The sequence below is a fragment of the Longimicrobium sp. genome, from assembly GCF_048594345.1.
Lineage (GTDB): Bacteria > Gemmatimonadota > Gemmatimonadetes > Longimicrobiales > Longimicrobiaceae > Longimicrobium.
Window position 1 is genome coordinate 1 of the sequence record NZ_JBMDXM010000213.1, and the last position, 19,339, is coordinate 19,339.

Consider the following 19,339-nt stretch of genomic DNA (forward strand, 5'->3'; position numbering starts at 1 on the left):
AAGGTCCTGGACATCGACTGGGAGCGCGAGCGCCTGTCGCTGGGCCTGAAGCAGCTTCAGGAGTACCCGTGGAAGGACGTGGAGAAGAAGTACCCGGTGGGCGCGCGCGTCCGCGGCCGGGTGGTCTCCATCACCAACTACGGTGCCTTCGTCGAGCTGGAGAAGGGCGTCGAGGGCCTGGTGCACATCAGCGAGATGAGCTGGACGCGCAACGTCCGCCACCCGTCCAAGATCGTCACGCTGGGTGACGAGATCGAGGCCGTGATCCTGAAGGTGGATCCGGAGGGCGAGAAGATCTCGCTGGGCATGAAGCAGATCGAGGAGGATCCGTGGCACGCGCTGCCGGCCAAGTACCCGGTGGGCACGCGCCTGAGCGGCAAGGTCCGCAACCTCACCAGCTTCGGTGCCTTCGTCGAGATCGAGCCGGGCATCGACGGCCTGGTGCACATCTCCGACATGAGCTGGACCAAGCGCATCCAGCACCCGTCCGAGGTCGTCAAGAAGGGTGACGACGTGGATGTGGTGATCCTGGGCGTGGACGCCGAGAACAAGCGCATCTCGCTGGGCCTCAAGCAGACCCAGGACGACCCGTGGGGCGACATCGCCCAGCAGTACCACGTGGGCCAGGAGATCGCCGGTCCCATCAGCCGCCTGCAGGACAAGGGCGTGGCGGTGGACCTGGGCAACGACGTCGAGGGCTTTGTGCCCGTCTCGCAGATCGGCGTGACCGGCCTGCAGAACCCGGCGGACGTGTTCGCCGAGGGCGACGTGCTGGACATGCGCATCAGCGAGGTCGACGCGGCCAACCACCGTATCGTCTGCGAAGTGGTGCGCGTGCCCAAGTTCGAGGGCGGTGAGCCGCAGTTCATCCAGCTTGCCACCCCGGCCGCTCCGGCGGCCGCGGAGGGTGAGGACACGTCGGTGAACGATCAGATCACCGATGCGGTCGAGGGTGAGGCCCCCGTGGCCGAGGCGCCGGCCGCCGCTCCGGTGGCGGACGACGTCGCCGAGACCGAGGCTCCGGCCGCGGAGTCCGCTCCGACGGACGCCGAAGGCAGCGAGACCACGGCCAGCGCCGAGGAAGCCCCGGCTTCCGACGAAGAGCAGGCGTAAGCCTCGCTCGCTGGGCCGCAGGAACAAAAAGGGCGCGGAGCTTCAGGCTCCGCGCCCTTTTTTCTTGTGGCAATCGAATTAGATTGTGGCCGGTCAGGGTGCGGCCGCCCCGATTCTGACACTTCCCGCTGTCCCATCCTCGTTCACGCATGTCCCTCGCGGCGGCCGCCAGTCCGTCCGCTCCGCACCCAACCATAGGTGATCCCATAATGCGCACACGTGCCGTCCTTCTCACGCTGCTCGCCGCCGCTCCGGTCGCGGCGCAGCAGACGCCGGCGGATTCCGCCCGCGTCTACGAACTGACCGAGGTAGAGGCGCTGCCGCGGCCGCAGAATGCGGCGGAGTTCACGGCGGCGCTGCGGCAGGGATATCCTCCGCACCTGCGCGACGCGGGGGTGGGCGGCACGGTGCAAGTCTCCTTTGTCCTGGGGCCGGATGGCCAGCCGGGCGACGTGCGCGTGCTGACCACGCCCGACAGCGCCTTCAACGCCCCGACGATGCAGGCGGTGTCGCTGCTGCGGTTTACTCCCGCGCAGGTGCAGGGGCGGCCCGTGGCCGTACGCGTGGAGCAGCCCGTCACCTGGCGCGCGGAGCCGGTGGTGGCCGCCCGGACGGTGCCGGTGGTTCCGGACTCCATCCAGATCTACGATGCCGACTCGGTGCAGGTGCGGCCCATGCCGGGCGACATCCGGGGCTTCAACGAGGCACTGCGCGACCTGTATCCGCAGGAGCTTCGGGCCGAGAATCCCGCGGCCCTGGTCCGGGTGCGTTTTGCCGTGGACCCTGCCGGCCAGCCCCGTTACCCGGCCGTGGTGGAAAGCAACGACCCACGCTTCGACGCGGTGTCGCTGGAAGCGGTGGGGCAGCTGCGCTTTCAGCCCGCGCACCACGAGGGGGAGGCGGTGTGGGTGTGGATGGAGGTGCCGCTGGAATGGACCCAGCGGGTGGCGGCGTCTTCGGGCAATGCGGAAGATGGGTACGAGATGAGCGCGGTGGACGAGCTGCCACGACCGGTGAACGGAGCCGTTTTCGCGCAGGCGATGGCACGTGCATACCCGGTTCTCCTGCGTAACGCGGGGATCACGGGAAGCGTGCAGGTGCGCTTTCTGATCGGAGTGGACGGATCGACCAGCCGGCATACCATCACGCACTCCACTGACGCCGCGTTCAACCAGCCCACCTTGCGTGCGCTCCAGGTACAGCGCTTTCGCCCCGCCAGAAAGGATGGCCGGCCCGTGAAAGTGTGGGTGGAGCAGCCGATCCAATGGGTTGTCTCCGGCAAGAAAGCAACGTCGCCCCCGTAACCAGTCCGAGCGGCGCCGGATGACACCGCCGCCCAATCCGTGCAGCGTCACCGATTGTTGAGCCGGGTAAGACGGCCGCACAGGCTCGCCGCATCTGCCAAGCAGGGATCACAGGCGCGGAGCTTTGACTCCGCGCCTTTTTTCTTCCGGCGATCGGATTAGATTGTGGCTGGTCGGAATGCGAACGCGTCGATTCTGATATTTTTCATTGGTCTTCATCATCATTTACGCGTGTCCCGCCCTGATGGCCGCCAGTCCGTCCGGGTCCGCACGCAACCCCAAGGTGATCCCACCATGCGCACACGTGCCGTCCTTCTCACGCTGCTCGCCGCCGCTCCGGTCGCGGCGCAGCAGACGCCGGCGGATTCCGCCCGGGTGTACGAGCTGACCCAGGTGGACGTGATTCCCCGCCCGCGAAATTCAAAAGAATTTGCCGAGGCGCTGCAGCAGGGATATCCGCCGCACCTGCGCCAGGCGGGTGTGAGCGGTTTAGTGCGGGTTGCGTTCGTAGTGGGTGCGGACGGCGAGCCGCGGGACGTCCGCGTGATCCTCACCCCGGATCCAGGCCTGGATGCGCCCAGCGTGCAGGCGGTGTCGCTCCTGCGGTTCACGCCGGCGCAGGTGCAGGGGCGTCCGGTAGCGGTGCGGGTGGAGCAGCCGATCATCTGGCGCGTGGGCGAGGGCCTGAGCGTCGCGGGGGGCGTGGGCGGAGGCGTGGCCAGGGGTGTGGAAGTCAGAGACAGAGGGGCCACCACGGAACCGATCGATGGAGTGTATGAGATGGCCGACGTGGATGAGCTCCCCCGCCCCCTCAACGGGCCGGCCTTTAAGAGGGCGCTTACCCAGAATTATCCCTTTGGCGCTGACCATCGACCCGTCGGGGCGACCGTGCAGGTGCGTTTCCAGGTAAGCGAGGATGGCAGGGTGAGTGTGCCGGAGGTGACGCGCTCCAGCGACGTGCGGTTCAACGAGGTGACGGTACGCATCATCCGGGTTCTGCGCTTCAGGTCGGCCAGGGTAAACGGCCGGCCGGTCAAGGTGTGGGTGGAGCAGCCGATCGTCTGGACGCCACCTCCGCGTCCGGCAATTCCACCTGCCCGCCGCCCCTGATCGCGGCTCGCATCTCGCCGGGGCGCGGAGCTTCGGTTCCGCGTTCTGTTCGACGTCGGGGGGCCAGATGGATTGCGGTTCGTGGAAATCGGATGTATTGATCCTCATACGTTCCGGTGTCCATTGCTTGGCCTCCCGCTCGTTATACCCTCGGAGGCCGAGATCCCCGTCCGGCTTCGCACATCAGCAGAAGCGATCCCAGCATGCGCCACCTTGCCTTTCTCCTCGCCCTGGCCGCCGCCCCCGCCGCCGCGCAGCAGACGCCGCCGGATTCCTCCCGCGTCTACGAGCTTAGCGAGGTGGAGGTGCTTCCCCGCCCGCAGAACGCCTCGGAGCTGATCACCGCGCTTAACCAGGGTTATCCGCAGCACCTTCGCGAGGCGGGGGTGGGCGGGATGGTGCAGGTGGCCTTCGTGGTGCGCCCGGATGGGCAGCCCGTCGATGTGCGCGTGCTGTCGACGCCCGATTCCAGCTTCAACACGCCGACCGTGCAGGCGGTGTCGCTGCTGCGGTTTACCCCCGCGCAGGTGCAGGGGCGGCCGGTGGCGGTGCGCGTGGAGCAGCCGATTACCTGGCGCGTGGTGGCCGCTACGGCTCCTGTGGTCCTGGAGGGAGACACGACCGTGTACGAGATCACGGCCGTCGGCGAGGCGCCGCGCCTGCTGAACGCCCGGCAGTTCGGGGACGTGCTGGCTCGCGAGTATCCGCTTACGAGCTACGATGCGTCCATGCAGGCGGAGGTGCGGGTGCGCTTTCGCGTGGAGGCGGACGGAACGACGAACACGCCGAGCGTAACGCGCTCCACCGACCCGCGGTTCGACGAGGCGACGCTGCGCGCCGTGCAGGTGCTGCGGTTCAGCCCCGCGCGGCTGAACGGGCAGCCGGTGCGCGTGTGGGTGGAGCAGCCAGTCCACTGGACGGCCCCGCCGCCGTCCATGCGCCCCCGCAACCGACCCTGAGAAGCGGACGGTTCACCTGGCTGAAGGATTCGAAGGGGCGGCGCGTGGAGCGCCGCCCCTTTTTCGTGGCCGGAGATCGCGTCGGTGTCGGTTGATGGCCGCGACGGGGTAGGGGTGGAGGGCCACGGGGTCCACTCGAAGGCACAAGCCGATGATTCGCAAGCACTCCAATCTTTCTTCGTCGAACCCCGATCAAGACCGTCCTCTAGATAATACCTGATCCGCGAATACACTCCGTATTCCCCAACTGCAGGTTTTCACGCAGAGGGAGCAGAGGAAGCAGAGGTTCTACACGCAGTTCTCTGCTTCCTCCGCTTCCTCTGCGTGCCCAATGTTTTTGCGGATTCGGTATAAACAGGTGACTTGACCTTATCTACAACCGACATTTATTGTGTGGAGAATCCGCCTCTATCGCTCGTCTCACGACAGGAGAAGAACAGGTATGAGAATCTCCAGGTTCGGTACGCTGGCGGCGCTGCTCGCGACCGGCGCCGTCGCGGCAGGGTGCGCCGACGCGCCCACCACGGCGGCTCCGGAGGCAGCGGCTCCCGGTGCGGCCGCGCCCCTGCTGTCGGCGGCGCCCGGCAAGGGCATCCCCGATCGCTACATCGTCGTCTTTCACCAGGGCACGGCCGACGCGCCGGGGCTGGCCGCGCGGCTGACGGCGACGCACGGGGGCAAGCTCCACCACAGCTATCAGCACGCGCTGCGCGGCTTTGCGGCCACCCTGCCCGCACCGGCGGTGGAGGCGTTGCGCCGCAACCCGAACGTTGCGTACGTGGAGCAGGACGGCATCGCCAGCGTCGGCGCCACGCAGACCAGCCCGCCGTGGGGGCTGGACCGCATCGACCAGGCGAGCCTGCCGCTTAGCGGAAGCTACACCTACACCGCGACCGGTTCCGGCGTGCGCATCTACGTGCTGGATACGGGGATCCGCTACGATCACGTGGACTTCGGGGGCCGCGCCACGGCCGGGTACGACGGGTTCGGCGGCAACGGGTCTGACTGCCACGGCCACGGCACGCACGTGGCCGGCACGGCCGCCGGCAGCACCTACGGCGTGGCCAAGTCCGCGAGCCTGGTTGGGGTGCGGGTGCTGGACTGCAGCGGAAACGGGCCGTGGAGCACCGTCATCGCGGGCGTGGACTGGGTGACGGCCAACCACGTGAAGCCCGCCGTGGCGAACATGTCGCTGGGCGGCCTCGGCAACACCTCGCTGGACAACGCCGTCGCCAACTCCATCGCGGCGGGGGTGACGTACGCCGTGGCGGCCGGCAACAACGCCGACGATGCGTGCCTCTACTCTCCCGCGCGTGTGGCGAACGCGCTGACGGTGGGCAACAGCACCTCCTCCGACGCGCGCTCGTCGACCTCCAACTTCGGCAAGTGCCTGGACCTGTTCGCGCCGGGTGCGAGCATCGTTTCCGCCTACCACACCAGCAGCACGGCCACCGCCACCCTGAGCGGCACCTCGATGGCGTCGCCGCACGTGGCGGGCGTGGCCGCGCTGTACCTGCAGAACAACACCACCGCCACGCCGGCGATGGTGAACTCCGCCATCATCAACGCGGTGCACCTCAACAAGCTCACCAACGTCGGCACCGGCTCGTACAACCGCCTGCTGAGCTCGCTGCTCTCCACTTCGCCTCCGCCCACGGGCACCCCGCTCAGCGCCACGGTCACGTGCCCCGGAGGGCGTGACTACTACAACCGGATCGATTGCACCGCCACGGCCAGCGGCGGCAGCGGGACCGGGTACTCCTTTTCCTGGAACGGCTCCGCGAACGAGTACTACGACCAGGGCGGCACCAGCAAGGCGATGGTCCTGTGCCAGACAGTCTCCAGCGGCGGCTACTACAGCAGCGGCTATCTGACCGCCTACGGCACGGTGACCGACAGCAACGGGACCAGCGTCTACTTCAACACCTCGCGCTCCTGCTGACGGAGCGAAGGCACACCGGGGTGTACCGAGCCACCCTGGGGCTGAGAGGACGGGGACTACGATGACCTGATTGTACGGGCGGGGCCGGGATCGACCGGCTCTGCCCGTCGCTTTGGTGCGTCACCCGTGCGGGCCCGGCACCGGCGTGGTAGATTGCCGCCCTTTCCGGGATCCTTCACACTGAAGAGCACGGGCGGCACGCGATGTCGATGCGGGAAAAGCTGGAGCAGCTGGAGGAGCTTCGCCGCCAGGCGGAGATGGGCGGCGGCGAAAAGCGCATCAAGGCGCAGCACGAACGCGGCAAGCTTACCGCCCGCGAGCGGCTGGACGTGCTGCTGGACGAGGGCTCGTTCGTGGAGCTGGACCGCTTTGTGGTCCACCGCGCCACGGAGTTCGGGCTGGAGAAGGAAAAGTACCTGGGCGACGGCGTGGTGACCGGCTACGGCACCATCCACGGCCGCCTGATCTACGTCTTTTCACAGGACTTTACCGTGTTCGGCGGCTCGCTTTCCGAGACGCACGCGGCCAAGATCGTCAAGATCATGGACCTGGCGCTCAAGAACGGCGCGCCGGTGGTGGGATTGAACGACTCCGGCGGCGCGCGCATCCAGGAAGGCGTCGTCTCCCTGGGTGGCTACGCCGACATCTTCCTGCGCAACACCATGGCGTCGGGCGTGATCCCGCAGATCAGCGCCATTCGGGGCCCGTGCGCCGGTGGCGCGGTCTACAGCCCCGCCATCACCGACTTCATCTACATGGTGCAGGGGACGAGCTACATGTTCGTTACCGGTCCCAACGTGGTAAAGACGGTGACGCACGAGGACGTGACGATGGAGGAGCTGGGCGGCGCCGCCGCGCACGCGGCCAAGTCGGGGGTGGCGCACTTTGCCCTCAAGAGCGAGGTGGAGTGCCTGCACCGCATTCGCCACCTGTTCGAGTTCATCCCGCAGAACAACGCCGAGGACCCGCCGCGCCGGCCCACCGAGGACCCGTTCGACCGGGCGGACGAGGAACTGCTGGACATCGTCCCCGACAACCCCAACAAGCCGTACGACATGCACGACGTCATCCGGCGCGTGGTGGACGACGGCGAGTTCTACGAGGTGCACGCGGACTACGCGGGCAACATCCTGTGCGGCTTTGCGCACGCGGGCGGGCACTCCATCGGCATCGTGGCCAACCAGCCGGCGGTGCTGGCGGGCGTGCTGGACATCGACGCGGCGGTCAAGGCGGCGCGCTTCGTCCGCTTCTGCGACTCGTTCAACGTGCCGATCCTCACGTTCGAGGACGTGCCCGGCTTTCTTCCCGGCGTGGCGCAGGAGCACGGCGGCATCATCCGCCACGGCGCCAAGCTGCTGTATGCGTTCTGCGAGGCCACGGTGCCCAAGGTGACCATCATCACCCGCAAGGCGTACGGCGGCGCGTACGACGTGATGAGCAGCAAGCACATTCGCGGCGACATCAACTACGCCTGGCCCACGGCCGAGATCGCCGTGATGGGCGCCAAGGGCGCGGTGGAGATCCTGTACCGCCGCGAGATCGGCGGCGCCGACGACCCCGCGGCCGAGGCGGCGGCGCGGCAGAAGGACTACGAGGAGCGCTTCGCCAACCCGTTCGCCGCCGCCGCGCGCGGCTACGTGGACGACGTGATCGACCCGCGGGAGACGCGCGCCCGCGTGATCAGCGCCTTTGACATGCTGCAGAACAAGCGCGACAGCAACCCGCCCCGCAAGCACGGCAACATCCCGCTCTGACGCGGGCGCCGGGCTCCGCCCAACCCGTTACTGAGGTGGCGGAGTTGTGGCGCTGGACCGGCAGCGAAACGTGGGGTGCGGTCATCAGGTGGATTGCGAAGAACCCGATCAGCAAGGCGATTGCTTGCTGATCGGGTTTTTCGCGTCCAGCCTGGACGGATGGTGGGGCGTTGTACCACGTGTGGCGCAGTCGGGGCGGGGGGATTCCGGGGTGCCCGAGTGCCGATTAGCTTTGCCCCTCGGACACTCTGGACGGGAGGATAACGATGAATGGAGAGATCCTGCACGACGGGGCTACGGGCCAGGCGATCGTCGCCTCCACCGGAACTCCGGTCGACACCATCCTGGAAGCGCTGCAGGCGGGCGACAGCCATGCCGACCTGCTGCGCGCGCATCCGGGACTTAGCGCATCGGACATCGTGGCGGCGGTGCGCTTTGCGCGCGGCGCGGTGCAGCGCGGGGTGCGCTACCCTACGGCGGACGAGATGCCGCGCCGCAGCGGATCCCTCGTGCGGGAAACGGCGGCGCCCTATCAGGCCGAAGTCACTATCGCGGGCACGCTGCGCAGCGTCGAGCGCAAGCGTGAACGGCTGGCGTATGACCTCGACCTGATCGACAGCATTTCCGATGGGCTGCGCCAGATCGAAGCCGGTCATGGTATTCCGCACGATCAGGCTGCCGCATACCTGCGGGAGCAGTTCCCCGGGTGACAGTCATCTGGTCTCCCCGCGCGATCGTGGAACTGGAGTCGGAGGCGTCGTGGATCGCGGTGGACCGGCCACACGCGGCGTGGACGTTTATCGAGAAGATGCTCGACGCGTCGGCACGGCTGGGGGAATACCCCTACAGCGGCAAGCAGGTGCGCGGACATTCCGACCTTCCGCTTCGAGAGCTTGTCGTGGCGCCGTACCGCATGATCTATCTTCCCCAACCTCGCAAGGTCTCCATCGTTACGCTCAAGCATTCGCGAGAGGAGTTGACGGAGGATGATCTCGTGCTGGAATCCAGTGAGGAGTCGGAATGGTAAACGAGATACGGGACGCGCGGCGGCTCATTGACCTGAGCCACACGATCGAGGACGGGACGATCACGCTCAAGGGGTTTCCCGCGCCCATCATCTGCGACTATCTGAGTCGCGAGGCGTCGCGGGAGATCTACGCACAGGGGACGGAGTTCCAGATCGGCCGCATCGACATGATCGCGAACACGGGGACGTACGTGGACTCGCCCTTCCACCGCTTCGCGGACGGCAAGGACCTGTCCGAGCTGCCGCTGGAGTGGGTGGCGGACCTGGACGCGGTGGTGGTGCGCGCGACGGAGCGGTCGGGGCGGGGGATCGGCGCGGAGGCGTTCGCGGGGGTGGACGTGGCGGGCAAGGCGGTGCTGGTGCACACCGGCCACGCGGCCCACTGGGGGACCGATGCGTACTTCAAGGCGCATCCGTTCCTTACCCGTGCCGCCGCCGAGCACCTGCGGGACGGGGGTGCCCGGCTGGTGGGGATCGACTCGCTGAACATCGACGACACCGCCGATCCCGTGCGGCCGGTGCACACGGTGCTGCTGGGCGCGGAGATCCCCGTCGCGGAGCACCTGCGCGGGCTGGAGCAGCTGCCGGACGCGGGCTTCCGCTTCTACGCCGTGCCGGTGAAGGTAAAGGGCTTTGGCACCTTTCCCGTGCGCGCGTTCGCCGCGGTGGGCTGACGAGGCGTCACTCGGTGGCCTGTTGGTTGGGGCCCGGGCCGCTGGTGTCACCGCCGCCCGGACGGCGCGTACCCCAGTTCTCCGCCGCGAACCAGATGATGAAGATCACGATCACCCCCATGATGATGAAGGCCCACGGCCGGCTGCGGCGCATGGAGGGATCGCCGGGCGGGGGAGCGTCGGATTCGCGCATGGTTCGTCAGCGGTAGAAGGGCGGCCCGGCCGGTGGCGCGTTCGTCATCCGCCGCCCTGGGTGCCGATCAGCCGGTGCAGCACCCGTTCCACCGCCTCGCCCGCGATCAGCACGAAGAGCGCGAGGCCCAGCGCGATCACGGCCATGAGCCACAGGCCGGCGCCGCACGCAATGCCCAGGCAGGCGACCACCCACAGGCTGGCCGCCGTGGTAAGGCCGGAAATCTGGTCGCCCGTCTCCGACTTGAGGATGGTGCCGCCTCCCAGAAAGCCGATGCCGGCGACGACGCCCTGAATGACACGCGAAACGGAGTTGCTGTCGAACTCGCCGTCCTGCCCCGCCAGCACCATCCCGGTGAGGGTAACCAGCGCGGTCCCCAGCGCCACCAGCGCGTGGGTCCGCATTCCCGCGGGCTTGCCGCGGATCTCGCGGTTCAGTCCCAGCGCGCAGCCGATGACCGTAGCCACGCCCAGGCGCAGCAGGATCTCCAGCAGCGGGATCGCGGGGGACAGGGTGGTGAAGTTCATCCGCTGAGACGGTTGAAGTGAATCGATGGGTTCACGGCTGATCAGCGCTCGACGGCGGCGATCGCGCGCTGCACCAGGCCGTCCAGCGCGGGGTTGGCGATCCACCGCGCCACGATCACCAGGTCGTGCTCCGGATCGACGTAGATGGCGTTGGTGCCGTTCCCCAGGTGGACGAAGGCGGTGGCCGGCGCGCTGGGGAGCTGTTTGCGGTCCGTGTTCAGGTACCAGTTCATGAAGCCGTAGTTGGGCTGCACGGGGGTGGGCGTGAGTGCCATCCGTACCCAGGCTTCCGAAAGCACCTGCCGGTCGCCCCAGCGGCCGCGGCGTAGCGTGAGCAGGCCAAAGCGGGCCATGTCGCGGGCGCTGATGAACATGCCGCCGCCCCAGTGTCCGCCGCCGCTCACGGACTGCACGGCCGCGCCGTCCATCAGCACCCAGGAGTTCTCGTAGCCCGTCCAGCGCCAGGTGGGCGACGCGCCGATGGGATCCATCACGTGCTCGCGCAGCACCTGGGGCAGCGGCCGCCGCCAGACGCTGAGCGCCGCAAGGGCGAGGAGGTTTACGCGGACGTCGTTGTACTCGTGCGCGGCCCCGGGGGCCAGGCGCTCGCGGGTGAGCCACTCCCGCGGGTTCTGCAGTGGCCGGTCGGCCCAGTCGGGCTTGCCCCACAGGGTGCCCTCCCAGTCGCTGGTCTGGCGCAGCAGGTGGTCCCAGGTGATGCCGCGCTCGCGGTCGGTGTCGAACAGCCGCAGCGGCCGGCCCTCGCCCAGCCCGCCCGCGTGCCTGCCGCCGCCCTCCGGCGGCAGGACGAAGACGGGGCCCACGTAGGGCTCCACGGGCTCGTTGACGTCGCGGATCATCCCGCGGTCCAGCGCCAGGCCCACGACGGCGGAAAGGAAGCTCTTGGTGACGCTGAACGTCATGTCCACGCGGTGCGGATCACCCCACTCCGCCACGATGTAGCCGCGGCGGATGATGATGCCGGCCGGGTCGCCGCGCTCGGCGAAGGGTCCCACCGGCTCGCCGAACGGCTCGCGCCCGAAGGTCTGGTGGTGCGCCATTTCCAGGTCGCGCGGCGCCGTGCTCTCGCTGGCGAGTGCAAACGTGACGGCGGAGTCCACACCGGCGGCGTCCATCCCCACCTGCGCCGGCAAGCGCCGCTCCCAGTCGCCGCCGGGGCCGGGAACGTAGGTGCGCTGTCCCTGCGCCGCGGTGGCGACGAGCAGGGCCGTAATCGCGAGCAGGATTCTGTAGGGACGCACGGATCGTTTCTCGTTACAGGGTCGTAAAGGATGGCTTTACATAGCGGCGGAAACACGGACGGGCAAGCGTTGGGGTGGATGCGCCATTTACGCGGCTGGCATTTTGCTTTACCTTTCGGTAAAGCAACCTACCGCGAGGTGCGCATGCGCAGAACCCGTTTGAGCAGCAAGTCCCAGATCACGCTCCCCGCCGACTACCGCCGGCGGCTGGGCGTACAACCCGGAGAGGAGCTTCTCATGGATTTTCAGGGAGACCGCATCGTACTGCTCAAGAACACCGGCTCGGCGCTCGACGAGCTTCGCGCGCTGCCGTCCGAAATCTGGGCCGGCGCCGCCGATGAGATCCAGCGCTCGCGCGACGAATGGGACCGCTGACCTCCGACGTTCCGGACGGCAGCCGCATTCTCCTGGATTCCGTGTCGATCGTCTACTACCTCGAGCGGAACCCCCGGTACTTCGCGGCGGCCTCTGAGTGGATGGAGCGGGTGAACGCCGGACAGCTCACCGCCGCGGCGTCGGCGCTGCTGCTGGCGGAGGTGCTGGTCCCGGCGTACCGGGCCGGCAACCCGGCCGCGGCGCGGCAGGCGCGGGCCGCGCTGGAGCGCATCCCCAACTTCGAGCTGCTGGAGGTGACCGCCGCGGTTGCCGACACGGCGGCGCGACTGCGCGCCGAGCATAACCTGCGTACGCCCGACGCGCTGCACGTGGCGACGGCGCTCGACGAGGGGGCGCAGTGGCTGGTGACCAACGACCAGCGCCTGCGGCGTGTGGAATCCGAGGGGATCCAGGTCTGGCTGTTCGACGACCACGTGAACTGATCCATCGGCATCTTCCGTTCGACCGAGGAAAAGGAGCCGTACGAAGACGATTTCACCACGATCGGCGTGGGGCGGCTGGGCCAGCACGTGCCGTGACCCCCTTGTTCTCGATCGTCCGCGCCGCGCCGTCTCGCGAACACGGCGGGCCGGTTGTAGTTTGGGGGCCCTTCGCCGGGACGCGGCGAGCCGGGAGCGCTGATCCACATCCGCCCGAGGGCAGCGGTGTTCGACAAGATTCTTGTAGCCAACCGGGGCGAGATCGCCCTGCGGGTGATCCGCGCGGCGCACGAGCTAGGGATCAAGGCCGTGGCCGTGTACTCCGAGCCGGACCGCCTGGCGCCGCACGTGCTGGCGGCGGACGAGGCGTACCTCATCGGCCCGGCGCCCAGCGCGCAGAGCTACCTGCGCGGCGACGTGCTGATCGAGGTGGCGAAAAAGAGCGGGGCGCAGGCCATCCACCCCGGCTACGGCTTTCTCAGCGAGCGCGCGCCGTTCATCCACGCGGTGCGTGACGCAGGGCTCGTCTTTATCGGACCCTCGCCGGACGCGGTGACGGCGATGGGCGACAAGACGGCGGCGCGCCAGCGCATGATCGACGCGGGGGTGCCCGTGGTTCCCGGCACGGCACAGGCGCTGGTGGACGCGGCCGAAGCGCGGCGGGTGGCGGGCGAGATCGGCTACCCGGTGCTGCTGAAGGCGGCGGCGGGCGGCGGCGGCAAGGGGATGCGCGTGGTGCGCGGCGAGGACGAGATCGAAAAGGCGTTCGACGCGGCGGGGAACGAGGCGCAGGCGGCGTTCGGCGACCGGTCCGTCTACGTGGAAAAGTACCTGGAGGGGCCGCGCCACATCGAGATCCAGCTGCTGGCGGACCGGCACGGCACCACGCTGCACCTGGGCGAGCGCGAGTGCAGCATCCAGCGCCGCCACCAGAAGCTGATCGAAGAGGCGCCGTCCGCCGTGCTCACGCCTGAGGAGCGCGCGGCGATGGGCGAGATGGCGGTCGCGGCGGCCAAGGCGGTGAGCTACGAGGGCGCGGGGACGGTGGAGTGCCTGTACCAGGACGGTGCCTTCTACTTCCTAGAGATGAACACGCGCATCCAGGTGGAGCACCCGGTCACGGAGTTGGTGACGGGGGTGGACCTGGTGCAGTGGCAGATCCGCATCGCGGCGGGAGAGGCGCTGCCGTTCACGCAGGACGACATGCGCATCGAGGGGCACGCCATCGAGTGCCGCATCACCTCGGAAGATCCCGCCAACTCGTTCCTGCCCTCCACGGGGCGCATCCAGAACCTGGTGGTGCCCAGCGGGCCCGGCGTGCGCTGGGACGGCGGGATCGTGCCGGGGTTCGAGGTGGGGCTTTCGTACGATCCCATGCTGGCCAAGCTGATCGTCTACGCGCCCACGCGCATCGCGGCGATCGATCGGATGAAGCGCGCGCTGCTGGAGCTGCGGGTGGAGGGCGTGGACACGGCCGTCCCGTTCCACCTGCGGGTGATGGACGAACCGGACTTCCGCGCCGGCACCATCGACATCAAGTACCTGGACACGCACGCGGACCTGCTGTCGACGGAGCCGGACGAGGAGCTGCTGCGGGCGGCGGCGGTCGCGGCGGCGCTGCTGGAGGAGGAGCGCCGCAACCAGCGCGCGGTGCCGCGCGTCGCCGCGTCCGTGGGGGCCGGCGTAAGCGCCTGGCGGGGACGCGCGGGCGGCTGGAGAGGGCGTTGAGCGAACGGCGCGGCGGCGGCTCCGGTGGTTCCCGCGGCTCGCGTGGATCCGGCGGACGGGGGCGCGGGGGCGGAGGCCGGCCGGGGGCGCAGGGTCCGCGCCGCGCGCCGGCTCCGGTCCGCGTGCGCATCGACTCCATCGCGGCGGGGGGCGAGGGGGTGGGGCGGCTGCCGGACGGGCGCGTGACCTTTGTGCATCGCACGGCGCCGGGCGACCTGGCGGAGATCGTCCTGACGGAAAAAAAGGAGCGCTGGACGCGCGGGCGGCTGCTGCGCGTGCTGGAGCCGTCGCCGGAGCGGCGCGACGCGCCGTGCCCGTTCTACGCGCGCTGCGGCGGGTGCACGCTGGAGCACATGCCGTACGACGCGCAGTTGCGGGCCAAGTCGCGCATTGTGGCGGACGCGCTGACGCGCATAGGCGGCATCGCGGTGGAGGCGCCGGAGGTGGTGCCGTCGCCCAACGAGTTCCGCTACCGCAACCGCGTCTCGTTCGCCCTGCGGCGGCTGGAGCATGGGCGCGTGGTGGCGGGGTTCCACGCCCTCGGCGAGCCGGACGAGATCGTTGACCTGGACGGCGCCTGCCTGCTGTTCGAAGGGGCGATCGGGCGGGTGTGGGACGGCATCCGCGCCCACTGGGGGCCGGACGCGCGCCGCCTTCCCTCCGGCCAGCAGCTGCGGCTTACGCTGCGGACCAATGCCGCGGGCGAGGTGTCGCTGCTGGTGGAGGGCGGCTTTCTCCCCGGACGGCCCCAGGAGCTGATCGCCGCGGTGCCCGGGCTGGTTTCCGTCTGGCACCGTCCGCGCGAAGCGGACCCCGAACTGATCGCGGGAGCCCCCGGGCTGCCGGAAACGTGGGGCGACGAGACCGTGGAGCTGAGCGGCGCCTCGTTTCTGCAGGTGAACCGCGCCGCCGCCGCGCTGCTGGAGGTGCATGCGATGGATCTCGCCGGCGAGGTGGCGGGGCTGCGGGTGGTCGACGCCTACTGCGGCATCGGGCTGCACGCGCGTCGCCTGGCGCGTGCGGGGGCCAGCGTGACGGGGATCGAGCTGGATGCGGACGCGGTGGCGGAGGCGCGGCGGAGCGCGCCGGAGGGGGCCGTGTTCGTCGAAGGGCCGGTGGAGGCGTTGATCGGCGAGCACCTGCCGGCGGATCTCGTCATCCTGAACCCGCCGCGCGCGGGGATCGCGGGCGAGGCGGCGGACGCGCTGGTCGCCGCGCCGGCGAAGCGCATCATCTACATCTCCTGCAACCCCGCCACGCTGGCCCGCGATCTGAAGCGAATGGGCGCGGCCTACCGGCTGAAATCCATCCGCTCCTTCGACCTGTTTCCCCAGACGGCGCACGTGGAGAGCGTGGCGCTTCTGGTGGCGAATCCGTAGGAAACGATCGTTGCGCGAAAGAGCGGGCTCCGCATCGTCCGGGTGCCCGCTCTCCGTCTTCGATGATCCTGGACCGGGCGCTTTTTTCCGGATCGGTGACGTCTCCGCCCCATCCCGTCTGATACCATCTCCCGGATTTCGATGTGCAGTGAGGGGAACGATTTTCACGCGGAGGCGCGGAGAAACAGAATAGGCGCGGGGGGAACGCGCAAAAAGCCACCGCGCCTCATAAGTTTATCCGCGGCTCCGCGGGATGTTTTTCCGTCGTTCCTCTGATTGCACAACGGACTGAGAGAAATGGTATGAGTCCAGGAAAGACAGCCGGGCCATCGGACGACGATCCGATGGCCCGAACGGGTATCTATGATCCTGCGACGTGGTTCCGACGCACGCGCGGATGCGGTGAAGTCACAGGCAGAGGGGATAGCTGTTCGGTTGGCACTCATACAGACAGAGTTGGCCCGCCCCCGATGTCGTGCCACACCACTGCAGGCTCGCGTCCACGGTGGTGCTGGCCGGTGCGACAGTCCCTCCGCTCCCCGGCTCGAACGTTTCGACCGTCAGCGTATCGAGATCCAGCGTGGTTTTCCGCATGGGGACATCTCCTCTCGTTGTGTTTGGTGCGACGCAGCCGCCGGACGTGAGTGTCAGGCGTGCAGGGCTCGCTGCCGCGCGAGGTCGGCCAGAATCCCGGTGATGCGAATCGGGCCGCCCCGGCCCGTGAAGGGCGGCCACGCTCGTCCTTTCACACCGCTCCGTCACCCGCGAGGAACGCTCGGTTCCTGTGCGGCACCGCGAAGCATTCGCGCGTCCCTCCTGTCGCAGGCGGCGGCGCAGAACATATCGGGAGCGCTGGTGGCGAAGGTGCAGGTCGGTTCGTAATACGACCACGCGTGCCCGCGCACGGTGCCGCGCAGGGTGCCGCCCGCATCCGACGTCTGGAACGTTTCGACGGCGAGCAGCTCCAGATTCAGCTTCTGCATCGTTCAGCCTCCTGTTGTGCGGGACAGGTGGTGATCCGCGCCGTCAACGATGATGGGGCGGCCGGGCTGTGTTCTGCGGCTCGCTGTCTCAAGAGCTGGTCGCCGATGCCTTTACGCCTGCTCCACCACGCAGGGCGTGTCGTACCGCGTGCGGCAGACCACCGCGCAACTGGGGCTGGGGCAGGTTGCGTCGTACACGGTCCACGCGTGCCCGTGAACGGTTCCGGCCGCGTTGCCCTTCACGCGTGATGTCGCGAACGATTCTACGCGCAGGGTCCCGGTATCCAGCATCCGCTTGTTCATCACGAGTTTTCTCCGTGCGGGTGGTGGTGTGCTACGCGATGCAGACGTTGCGGCACGTGTAGTCATATACGGTGATGCACGCGTAATCGCAGCTCATGCCGCCACAGGTTTGCTCGCCCAGCCGCGACCAGGCATGGGCCTGGACGGTGCCGCGGGTGCGATTTTCCGTGCCGGCGGTTTCGAACGTCTCGACGGAGAGCGACTCCAGCTTCAGCTTGTTCATGAGGTGCCTCACGGTGTGGATGCCGACGGCCACCGTCGGATGACGGCGCTTTGCATCTTTGTGTCTTGTAACGTGTCTGATCGGAAGGCTGCCGTCAACGGGTCGCCGTACGCGACGGCCGACGGGCTTGCGGTGCGGCGGGGCCCGGGCGCACCTTGCTGCGCCCTCCGATCAACCCTAATCCCGCTGTTGAGCGGTACTGAACGCATGCGCTACTTCGTCACCATCGCCGGCCGTGAGTTCGAGGTGGACCTTACCGGCGCTCATCCGGTCGTGGACGGCACGCCCGTGGAGGCGCACCTGAGCCACCTGCCCGGCACGCAGACGCGCCACCTGCTGATGGACGGCCGCTCCTACGCCCTGGCCGCGACGGCGGGCGAGCGGCGCGGGCGCTGGAGCATCGGCGTCGGCGCGGAGCGTTTCACGGCCGACGCGGTGGACGAGCGCACGCGCGCCATCCGCGAGATGACGGGGACGGGCGAAGACGTGGCGGACAAGACCATCGTGGCGCCCATGCCCGGCCTGGTGCTCAAGGTAGAGGTGGAGGTGGGGCAGGCGGTGCGCGCGGGGCAGGGTGTGGTGGTCGTGGAGGCGATGAAGATGGAGAACGAGCTGAAGGCGCCCTCGGACGGTGTTGTGGCCAGCATCGCCGTGCAGCCCGGGCAGACGGTGGACAAGGGCGCCACGCTGATCGTTCTGGAGTGAGGAAGCCGTGCGTGCGGAAGTGGCTGCGCTCTGGTTCTGCGGTGAGGTGATCTCACCCGTTGAACTGTCCGTGCTGGCCCCCCTGCTGGAGCGGGTAAGCTGGCCGGTGCAGTTACGACGCTCCGGCCGTGACGGCCGGGACGTGCTGTGGGCGCGGGGCGGGATGGTGGAAATCGACATGCAGGGAGGGCAGGGTACGCGAAAGCTGTTCACCGGGACGGTGGAGGCCGAGCCCCAACTCGCGCTGCGCCTGCTCGACGAGCTCTCGCACGTGTTTCGTGAGGCGGGGATGCGGCACCGCATCGAGCTGTACGCCGCACCAGACGGTCCGCTGCTCGGCTACCTGCACCACGGCTGGCCGCAGGCGGAGTAGGCGAGCGGTTGGATGACGACGAGCGCCGGTGGACGATCTGTCCGCCGGCGCTTCTCTGTATCGGACCGATGGGCTCGATCACGGTGGCGTGGCGGCGCTCGATGCGAGCCGATGAAACCGCTTGGGTTGAGTCCGGGCGGCGGAGGTGGAGTTGATCTTGTTCCCTGATCATGACTTATGATCTCGGATGAGAAACCCGCCCGCGGTATCGCGCTTCTCCATCCGCTCACGATCTTCCGATGCATCTTGCGATATATCTTGCATCGCGATCTATCGTAAGTTATATCTTTCGATAGATCGTGAGTGGGGTCGGGTTCCGTTCACAAGGAGGCGGAGATGTTCGGCAGGCATCATTGCGGAGGCGGCGGGTGGCAGGGTGGGCCACGCGGCGGACGGGGAGGGCGCGGTGGCGGGCCGGGTGGGCCGTTCGGGTTTGGATGGGGACCGGGCGGACCCGGGGGCGCGGGCGGGCCGTGGCAGGGCGGGAGGCCGGGGCGCGGGCGGATGTTCGGTCACGGCGACCTGAAGTTCGTGGTGCTCAACCTGCTCGCGGAAAAGCCGCGGCACGGGTACGAGATCATCCGCGAGCTGGAGGACCGCTTTGGCGGCGCGTACTCGCCCAGCCCGGGGACGGTGTATCCCACGCTCTCGCTGCTGGAGGACCTGGGCTACGCCCGCGCCACGCAGGAGGAAGGGAGCACGCGCAAGGTCTATGAGATCACGGACGAAGGGCGCAGGTACCTGGACGAGAACCGCGGCATCGTGGACGACATCTTCTCCCGCGTGGACGACATGGGGTCGTTCATGTTCGGGCCGGCGATGGCGGTGCTGGGGCGCGCGTTCGGCAACCTGGGGCGCGCCGGCTTCCGTGCCGCCATGCGCCACCAGGGCGACGAGCAGTGGGTGCAGCGCGCAAAGGAGATCCTGGAGCGCGCGGCGCGTGACATCGAGGGCCTGAACTGACG

Annotated in this window: 22 protein-coding genes; 16 read left to right on the forward strand and 6 right to left on the reverse strand. The window is 68.6% G+C overall.

Annotated features, from left to right (window positions below; genetic code table 11):
• The 9 genes from ACOJUJ_RS22655 to ACOJUJ_RS22695 form a co-directional block, all read left to right on the forward strand.
• A partial coding sequence (locus ACOJUJ_RS22655) for a S1 RNA-binding domain-containing protein (protein ID WP_420129192.1) occupies positions 1 to 1,113 on the forward strand: 1,113 nt, incomplete at its 5' end.
• A 209-nt stretch (positions 1,114 to 1,322) separates the two neighbouring features.
• Positions 1,323 to 2,417 carry an energy transducer TonB gene (locus tag ACOJUJ_RS22660; protein ID WP_420129193.1) on the forward strand — a complete coding sequence of 365 codons (1,095 nt, stop codon included), beginning with the start codon at positions 1,323 to 1,325 and terminating at the stop codon, positions 2,415 to 2,417.
• 294 nt (positions 2,418 to 2,711) lie between these two features.
• Positions 2,712 to 3,527, forward strand: a complete 816-nt coding sequence (locus ACOJUJ_RS22665; protein WP_420129194.1) for a TonB family protein — start codon at positions 2,712 to 2,714, stop codon at positions 3,525 to 3,527.
• Positions 3,528 to 3,730: 203 nt separating this feature from the next.
• Complete coding sequence (locus ACOJUJ_RS22670) at positions 3,731 to 4,486, forward strand: energy transducer TonB (protein ID WP_420129195.1); 756 nt, start codon at positions 3,731 to 3,733, stop codon at positions 4,484 to 4,486.
• Positions 4,487 to 4,928: 442 nt separating this feature from the next.
• Positions 4,929 to 6,428 carry a S8 family peptidase gene (locus ACOJUJ_RS22675; protein WP_420129196.1) on the forward strand — a complete coding sequence of 500 codons (1,500 nt, stop codon included), beginning with the start codon at positions 4,929 to 4,931 and terminating at the stop codon, positions 6,426 to 6,428.
• 203 nt (positions 6,429 to 6,631) lie between these two features.
• On the forward strand, positions 6,632 to 8,182 hold the full coding sequence (locus ACOJUJ_RS22680; protein ID WP_420129197.1) for an acyl-CoA carboxylase subunit beta: 1,551 nt from the start codon (positions 6,632 to 6,634) through the stop codon (positions 8,180 to 8,182).
• A 266-nt stretch (positions 8,183 to 8,448) separates the two neighbouring features.
• Positions 8,449 to 8,892 (forward strand): DUF433 domain-containing protein, encoded by a 444-nt coding sequence (locus ACOJUJ_RS22685; RefSeq protein WP_420129198.1) that lies wholly within the window; start codon positions 8,449 to 8,451, stop codon positions 8,890 to 8,892.
• Complete coding sequence (locus ACOJUJ_RS22690) at positions 8,889 to 9,209, forward strand: type II toxin-antitoxin system RelE/ParE family toxin (RefSeq protein ID WP_420129199.1); 321 nt, start codon at positions 8,889 to 8,891, stop codon at positions 9,207 to 9,209. The genes ACOJUJ_RS22685 and ACOJUJ_RS22690 overlap by 4 nt, the downstream gene beginning before the upstream one ends.
• Positions 9,203 to 9,883, forward strand: a complete 681-nt coding sequence (locus tag ACOJUJ_RS22695) for a cyclase family protein (protein ID WP_420129200.1) — start codon at positions 9,203 to 9,205, stop codon at positions 9,881 to 9,883. Before ACOJUJ_RS22690 ends, ACOJUJ_RS22695 begins: the two co-directional genes overlap by 7 nt.
• Positions 9,884 to 9,890: 7 nt before the next feature.
• On the opposite strand, the gene ACOJUJ_RS22700 is transcribed toward ACOJUJ_RS22695, so the two are convergent.
• The 3 genes from ACOJUJ_RS22700 to ACOJUJ_RS22710 are packed head-to-tail and all read right to left on the reverse strand — an operon-like array spanning position 9,891 to position 11,865.
• A complete protein-coding gene (locus ACOJUJ_RS22700) occupies positions 9,891 to 10,076 on the reverse strand; it encodes a hypothetical protein (protein ID WP_420129201.1) in 186 nt (61 codons plus the stop codon).
• Positions 10,077 to 10,120: 44 nt separating this feature from the next.
• Complete coding sequence (locus ACOJUJ_RS22705) at positions 10,121 to 10,603, reverse strand: MgtC/SapB family protein (protein ID WP_420129202.1); 483 nt, start codon at positions 10,601 to 10,603, stop codon at positions 10,121 to 10,123.
• A 41-nt stretch (positions 10,604 to 10,644) separates the two neighbouring features.
• Positions 10,645 to 11,865 (reverse strand): serine hydrolase domain-containing protein, encoded by a 1,221-nt coding sequence (locus ACOJUJ_RS22710; RefSeq protein WP_420129203.1) that lies wholly within the window; start codon positions 11,863 to 11,865, stop codon positions 10,645 to 10,647.
• 78 nt (positions 11,866 to 11,943) lie between these two features.
• Between ACOJUJ_RS22710 and ACOJUJ_RS22715 the strand changes: the two genes are divergently transcribed.
• The 4 genes from ACOJUJ_RS22715 to ACOJUJ_RS22730 all read left to right on the forward strand — a co-directional run bounded on the left by ACOJUJ_RS22715 (position 11,944) and on the right by ACOJUJ_RS22730 (position 15,787).
• Positions 11,944 to 12,240 carry an AbrB/MazE/SpoVT family DNA-binding domain-containing protein gene (locus ACOJUJ_RS22715; RefSeq protein ID WP_420129204.1) on the forward strand — a complete coding sequence of 99 codons (297 nt, stop codon included), beginning with the start codon at positions 11,944 to 11,946 and terminating at the stop codon, positions 12,238 to 12,240.
• Positions 12,228 to 12,683, forward strand: a complete 456-nt coding sequence (locus ACOJUJ_RS22720; protein WP_420129205.1) for a type II toxin-antitoxin system VapC family toxin — start codon at positions 12,228 to 12,230, stop codon at positions 12,681 to 12,683. The genes ACOJUJ_RS22715 and ACOJUJ_RS22720 overlap by 13 nt, the downstream gene beginning before the upstream one ends.
• 222 nt (positions 12,684 to 12,905) lie before the next feature.
• On the forward strand, positions 12,906 to 14,408 hold the full coding sequence (accC, locus tag ACOJUJ_RS22725; protein ID WP_420129206.1) for an acetyl-CoA carboxylase biotin carboxylase subunit: 1,503 nt from the start codon (positions 12,906 to 12,908) through the stop codon (positions 14,406 to 14,408).
• Positions 14,405 to 15,787: a class I SAM-dependent RNA methyltransferase gene (locus ACOJUJ_RS22730; RefSeq protein ID WP_420129207.1), complete on the forward strand. Its 1,383-nt coding sequence runs from the start codon at positions 14,405 to 14,407 to the stop codon at positions 15,785 to 15,787. Before accC ends, ACOJUJ_RS22730 begins: the two co-directional genes overlap by 4 nt.
• Positions 15,788 to 16,545: 758 nt before the next feature.
• Here ACOJUJ_RS22730 and ACOJUJ_RS22735 read toward each other — a convergent pair.
• The 3 genes from ACOJUJ_RS22735 to ACOJUJ_RS22745 form a co-directional block, all read right to left on the reverse strand.
• On the reverse strand, positions 16,546 to 16,770 hold the full coding sequence (locus ACOJUJ_RS22735) for a hypothetical protein (protein ID WP_420129208.1): 225 nt from the start codon (positions 16,768 to 16,770) through the stop codon (positions 16,546 to 16,548).
• Positions 16,771 to 16,881: 111 nt separating this feature from the next.
• Positions 16,882 to 17,073, reverse strand: a complete 192-nt coding sequence (locus ACOJUJ_RS22740; protein ID WP_420129209.1) for a hypothetical protein — start codon at positions 17,071 to 17,073, stop codon at positions 16,882 to 16,884.
• A gap of 31 nt (positions 17,074 to 17,104) precedes the next feature.
• Entirely contained in the window at positions 17,105 to 17,296 is a 192-nt protein-coding gene (locus ACOJUJ_RS22745) for a hypothetical protein (protein ID WP_420129210.1), read from the reverse strand.
• Positions 17,297 to 17,485: 189 nt separating this feature from the next.
• On the opposite strand from ACOJUJ_RS22745, the gene ACOJUJ_RS22750 reads away from it, so the two are divergent.
• From ACOJUJ_RS22750 to ACOJUJ_RS22760, 3 genes are all read left to right on the forward strand, one after another.
• The gene (locus ACOJUJ_RS22750; protein ID WP_420129211.1) at positions 17,486 to 18,001 is read left to right on the forward strand and encodes an acetyl-CoA carboxylase biotin carboxyl carrier protein subunit; all 516 of its coding nucleotides are present in this window, start codon (positions 17,486 to 17,488) and stop codon (positions 17,999 to 18,001) included.
• Between the two features lie 46 nt (positions 18,002 to 18,047).
• Positions 18,048 to 18,374 (forward strand): hypothetical protein, encoded by a 327-nt coding sequence (locus ACOJUJ_RS22755; protein ID WP_420129212.1) that lies wholly within the window; start codon positions 18,048 to 18,050, stop codon positions 18,372 to 18,374.
• A gap of 504 nt (positions 18,375 to 18,878) precedes the next feature.
• Positions 18,879 to 19,337, forward strand: coding sequence for a PadR family transcriptional regulator (locus tag ACOJUJ_RS22760; protein WP_420129213.1), 459 nt, complete (start codon positions 18,879 to 18,881; stop codon positions 19,335 to 19,337).
• Positions 19,338 to 19,339: the final 2 nt, after the last annotated feature.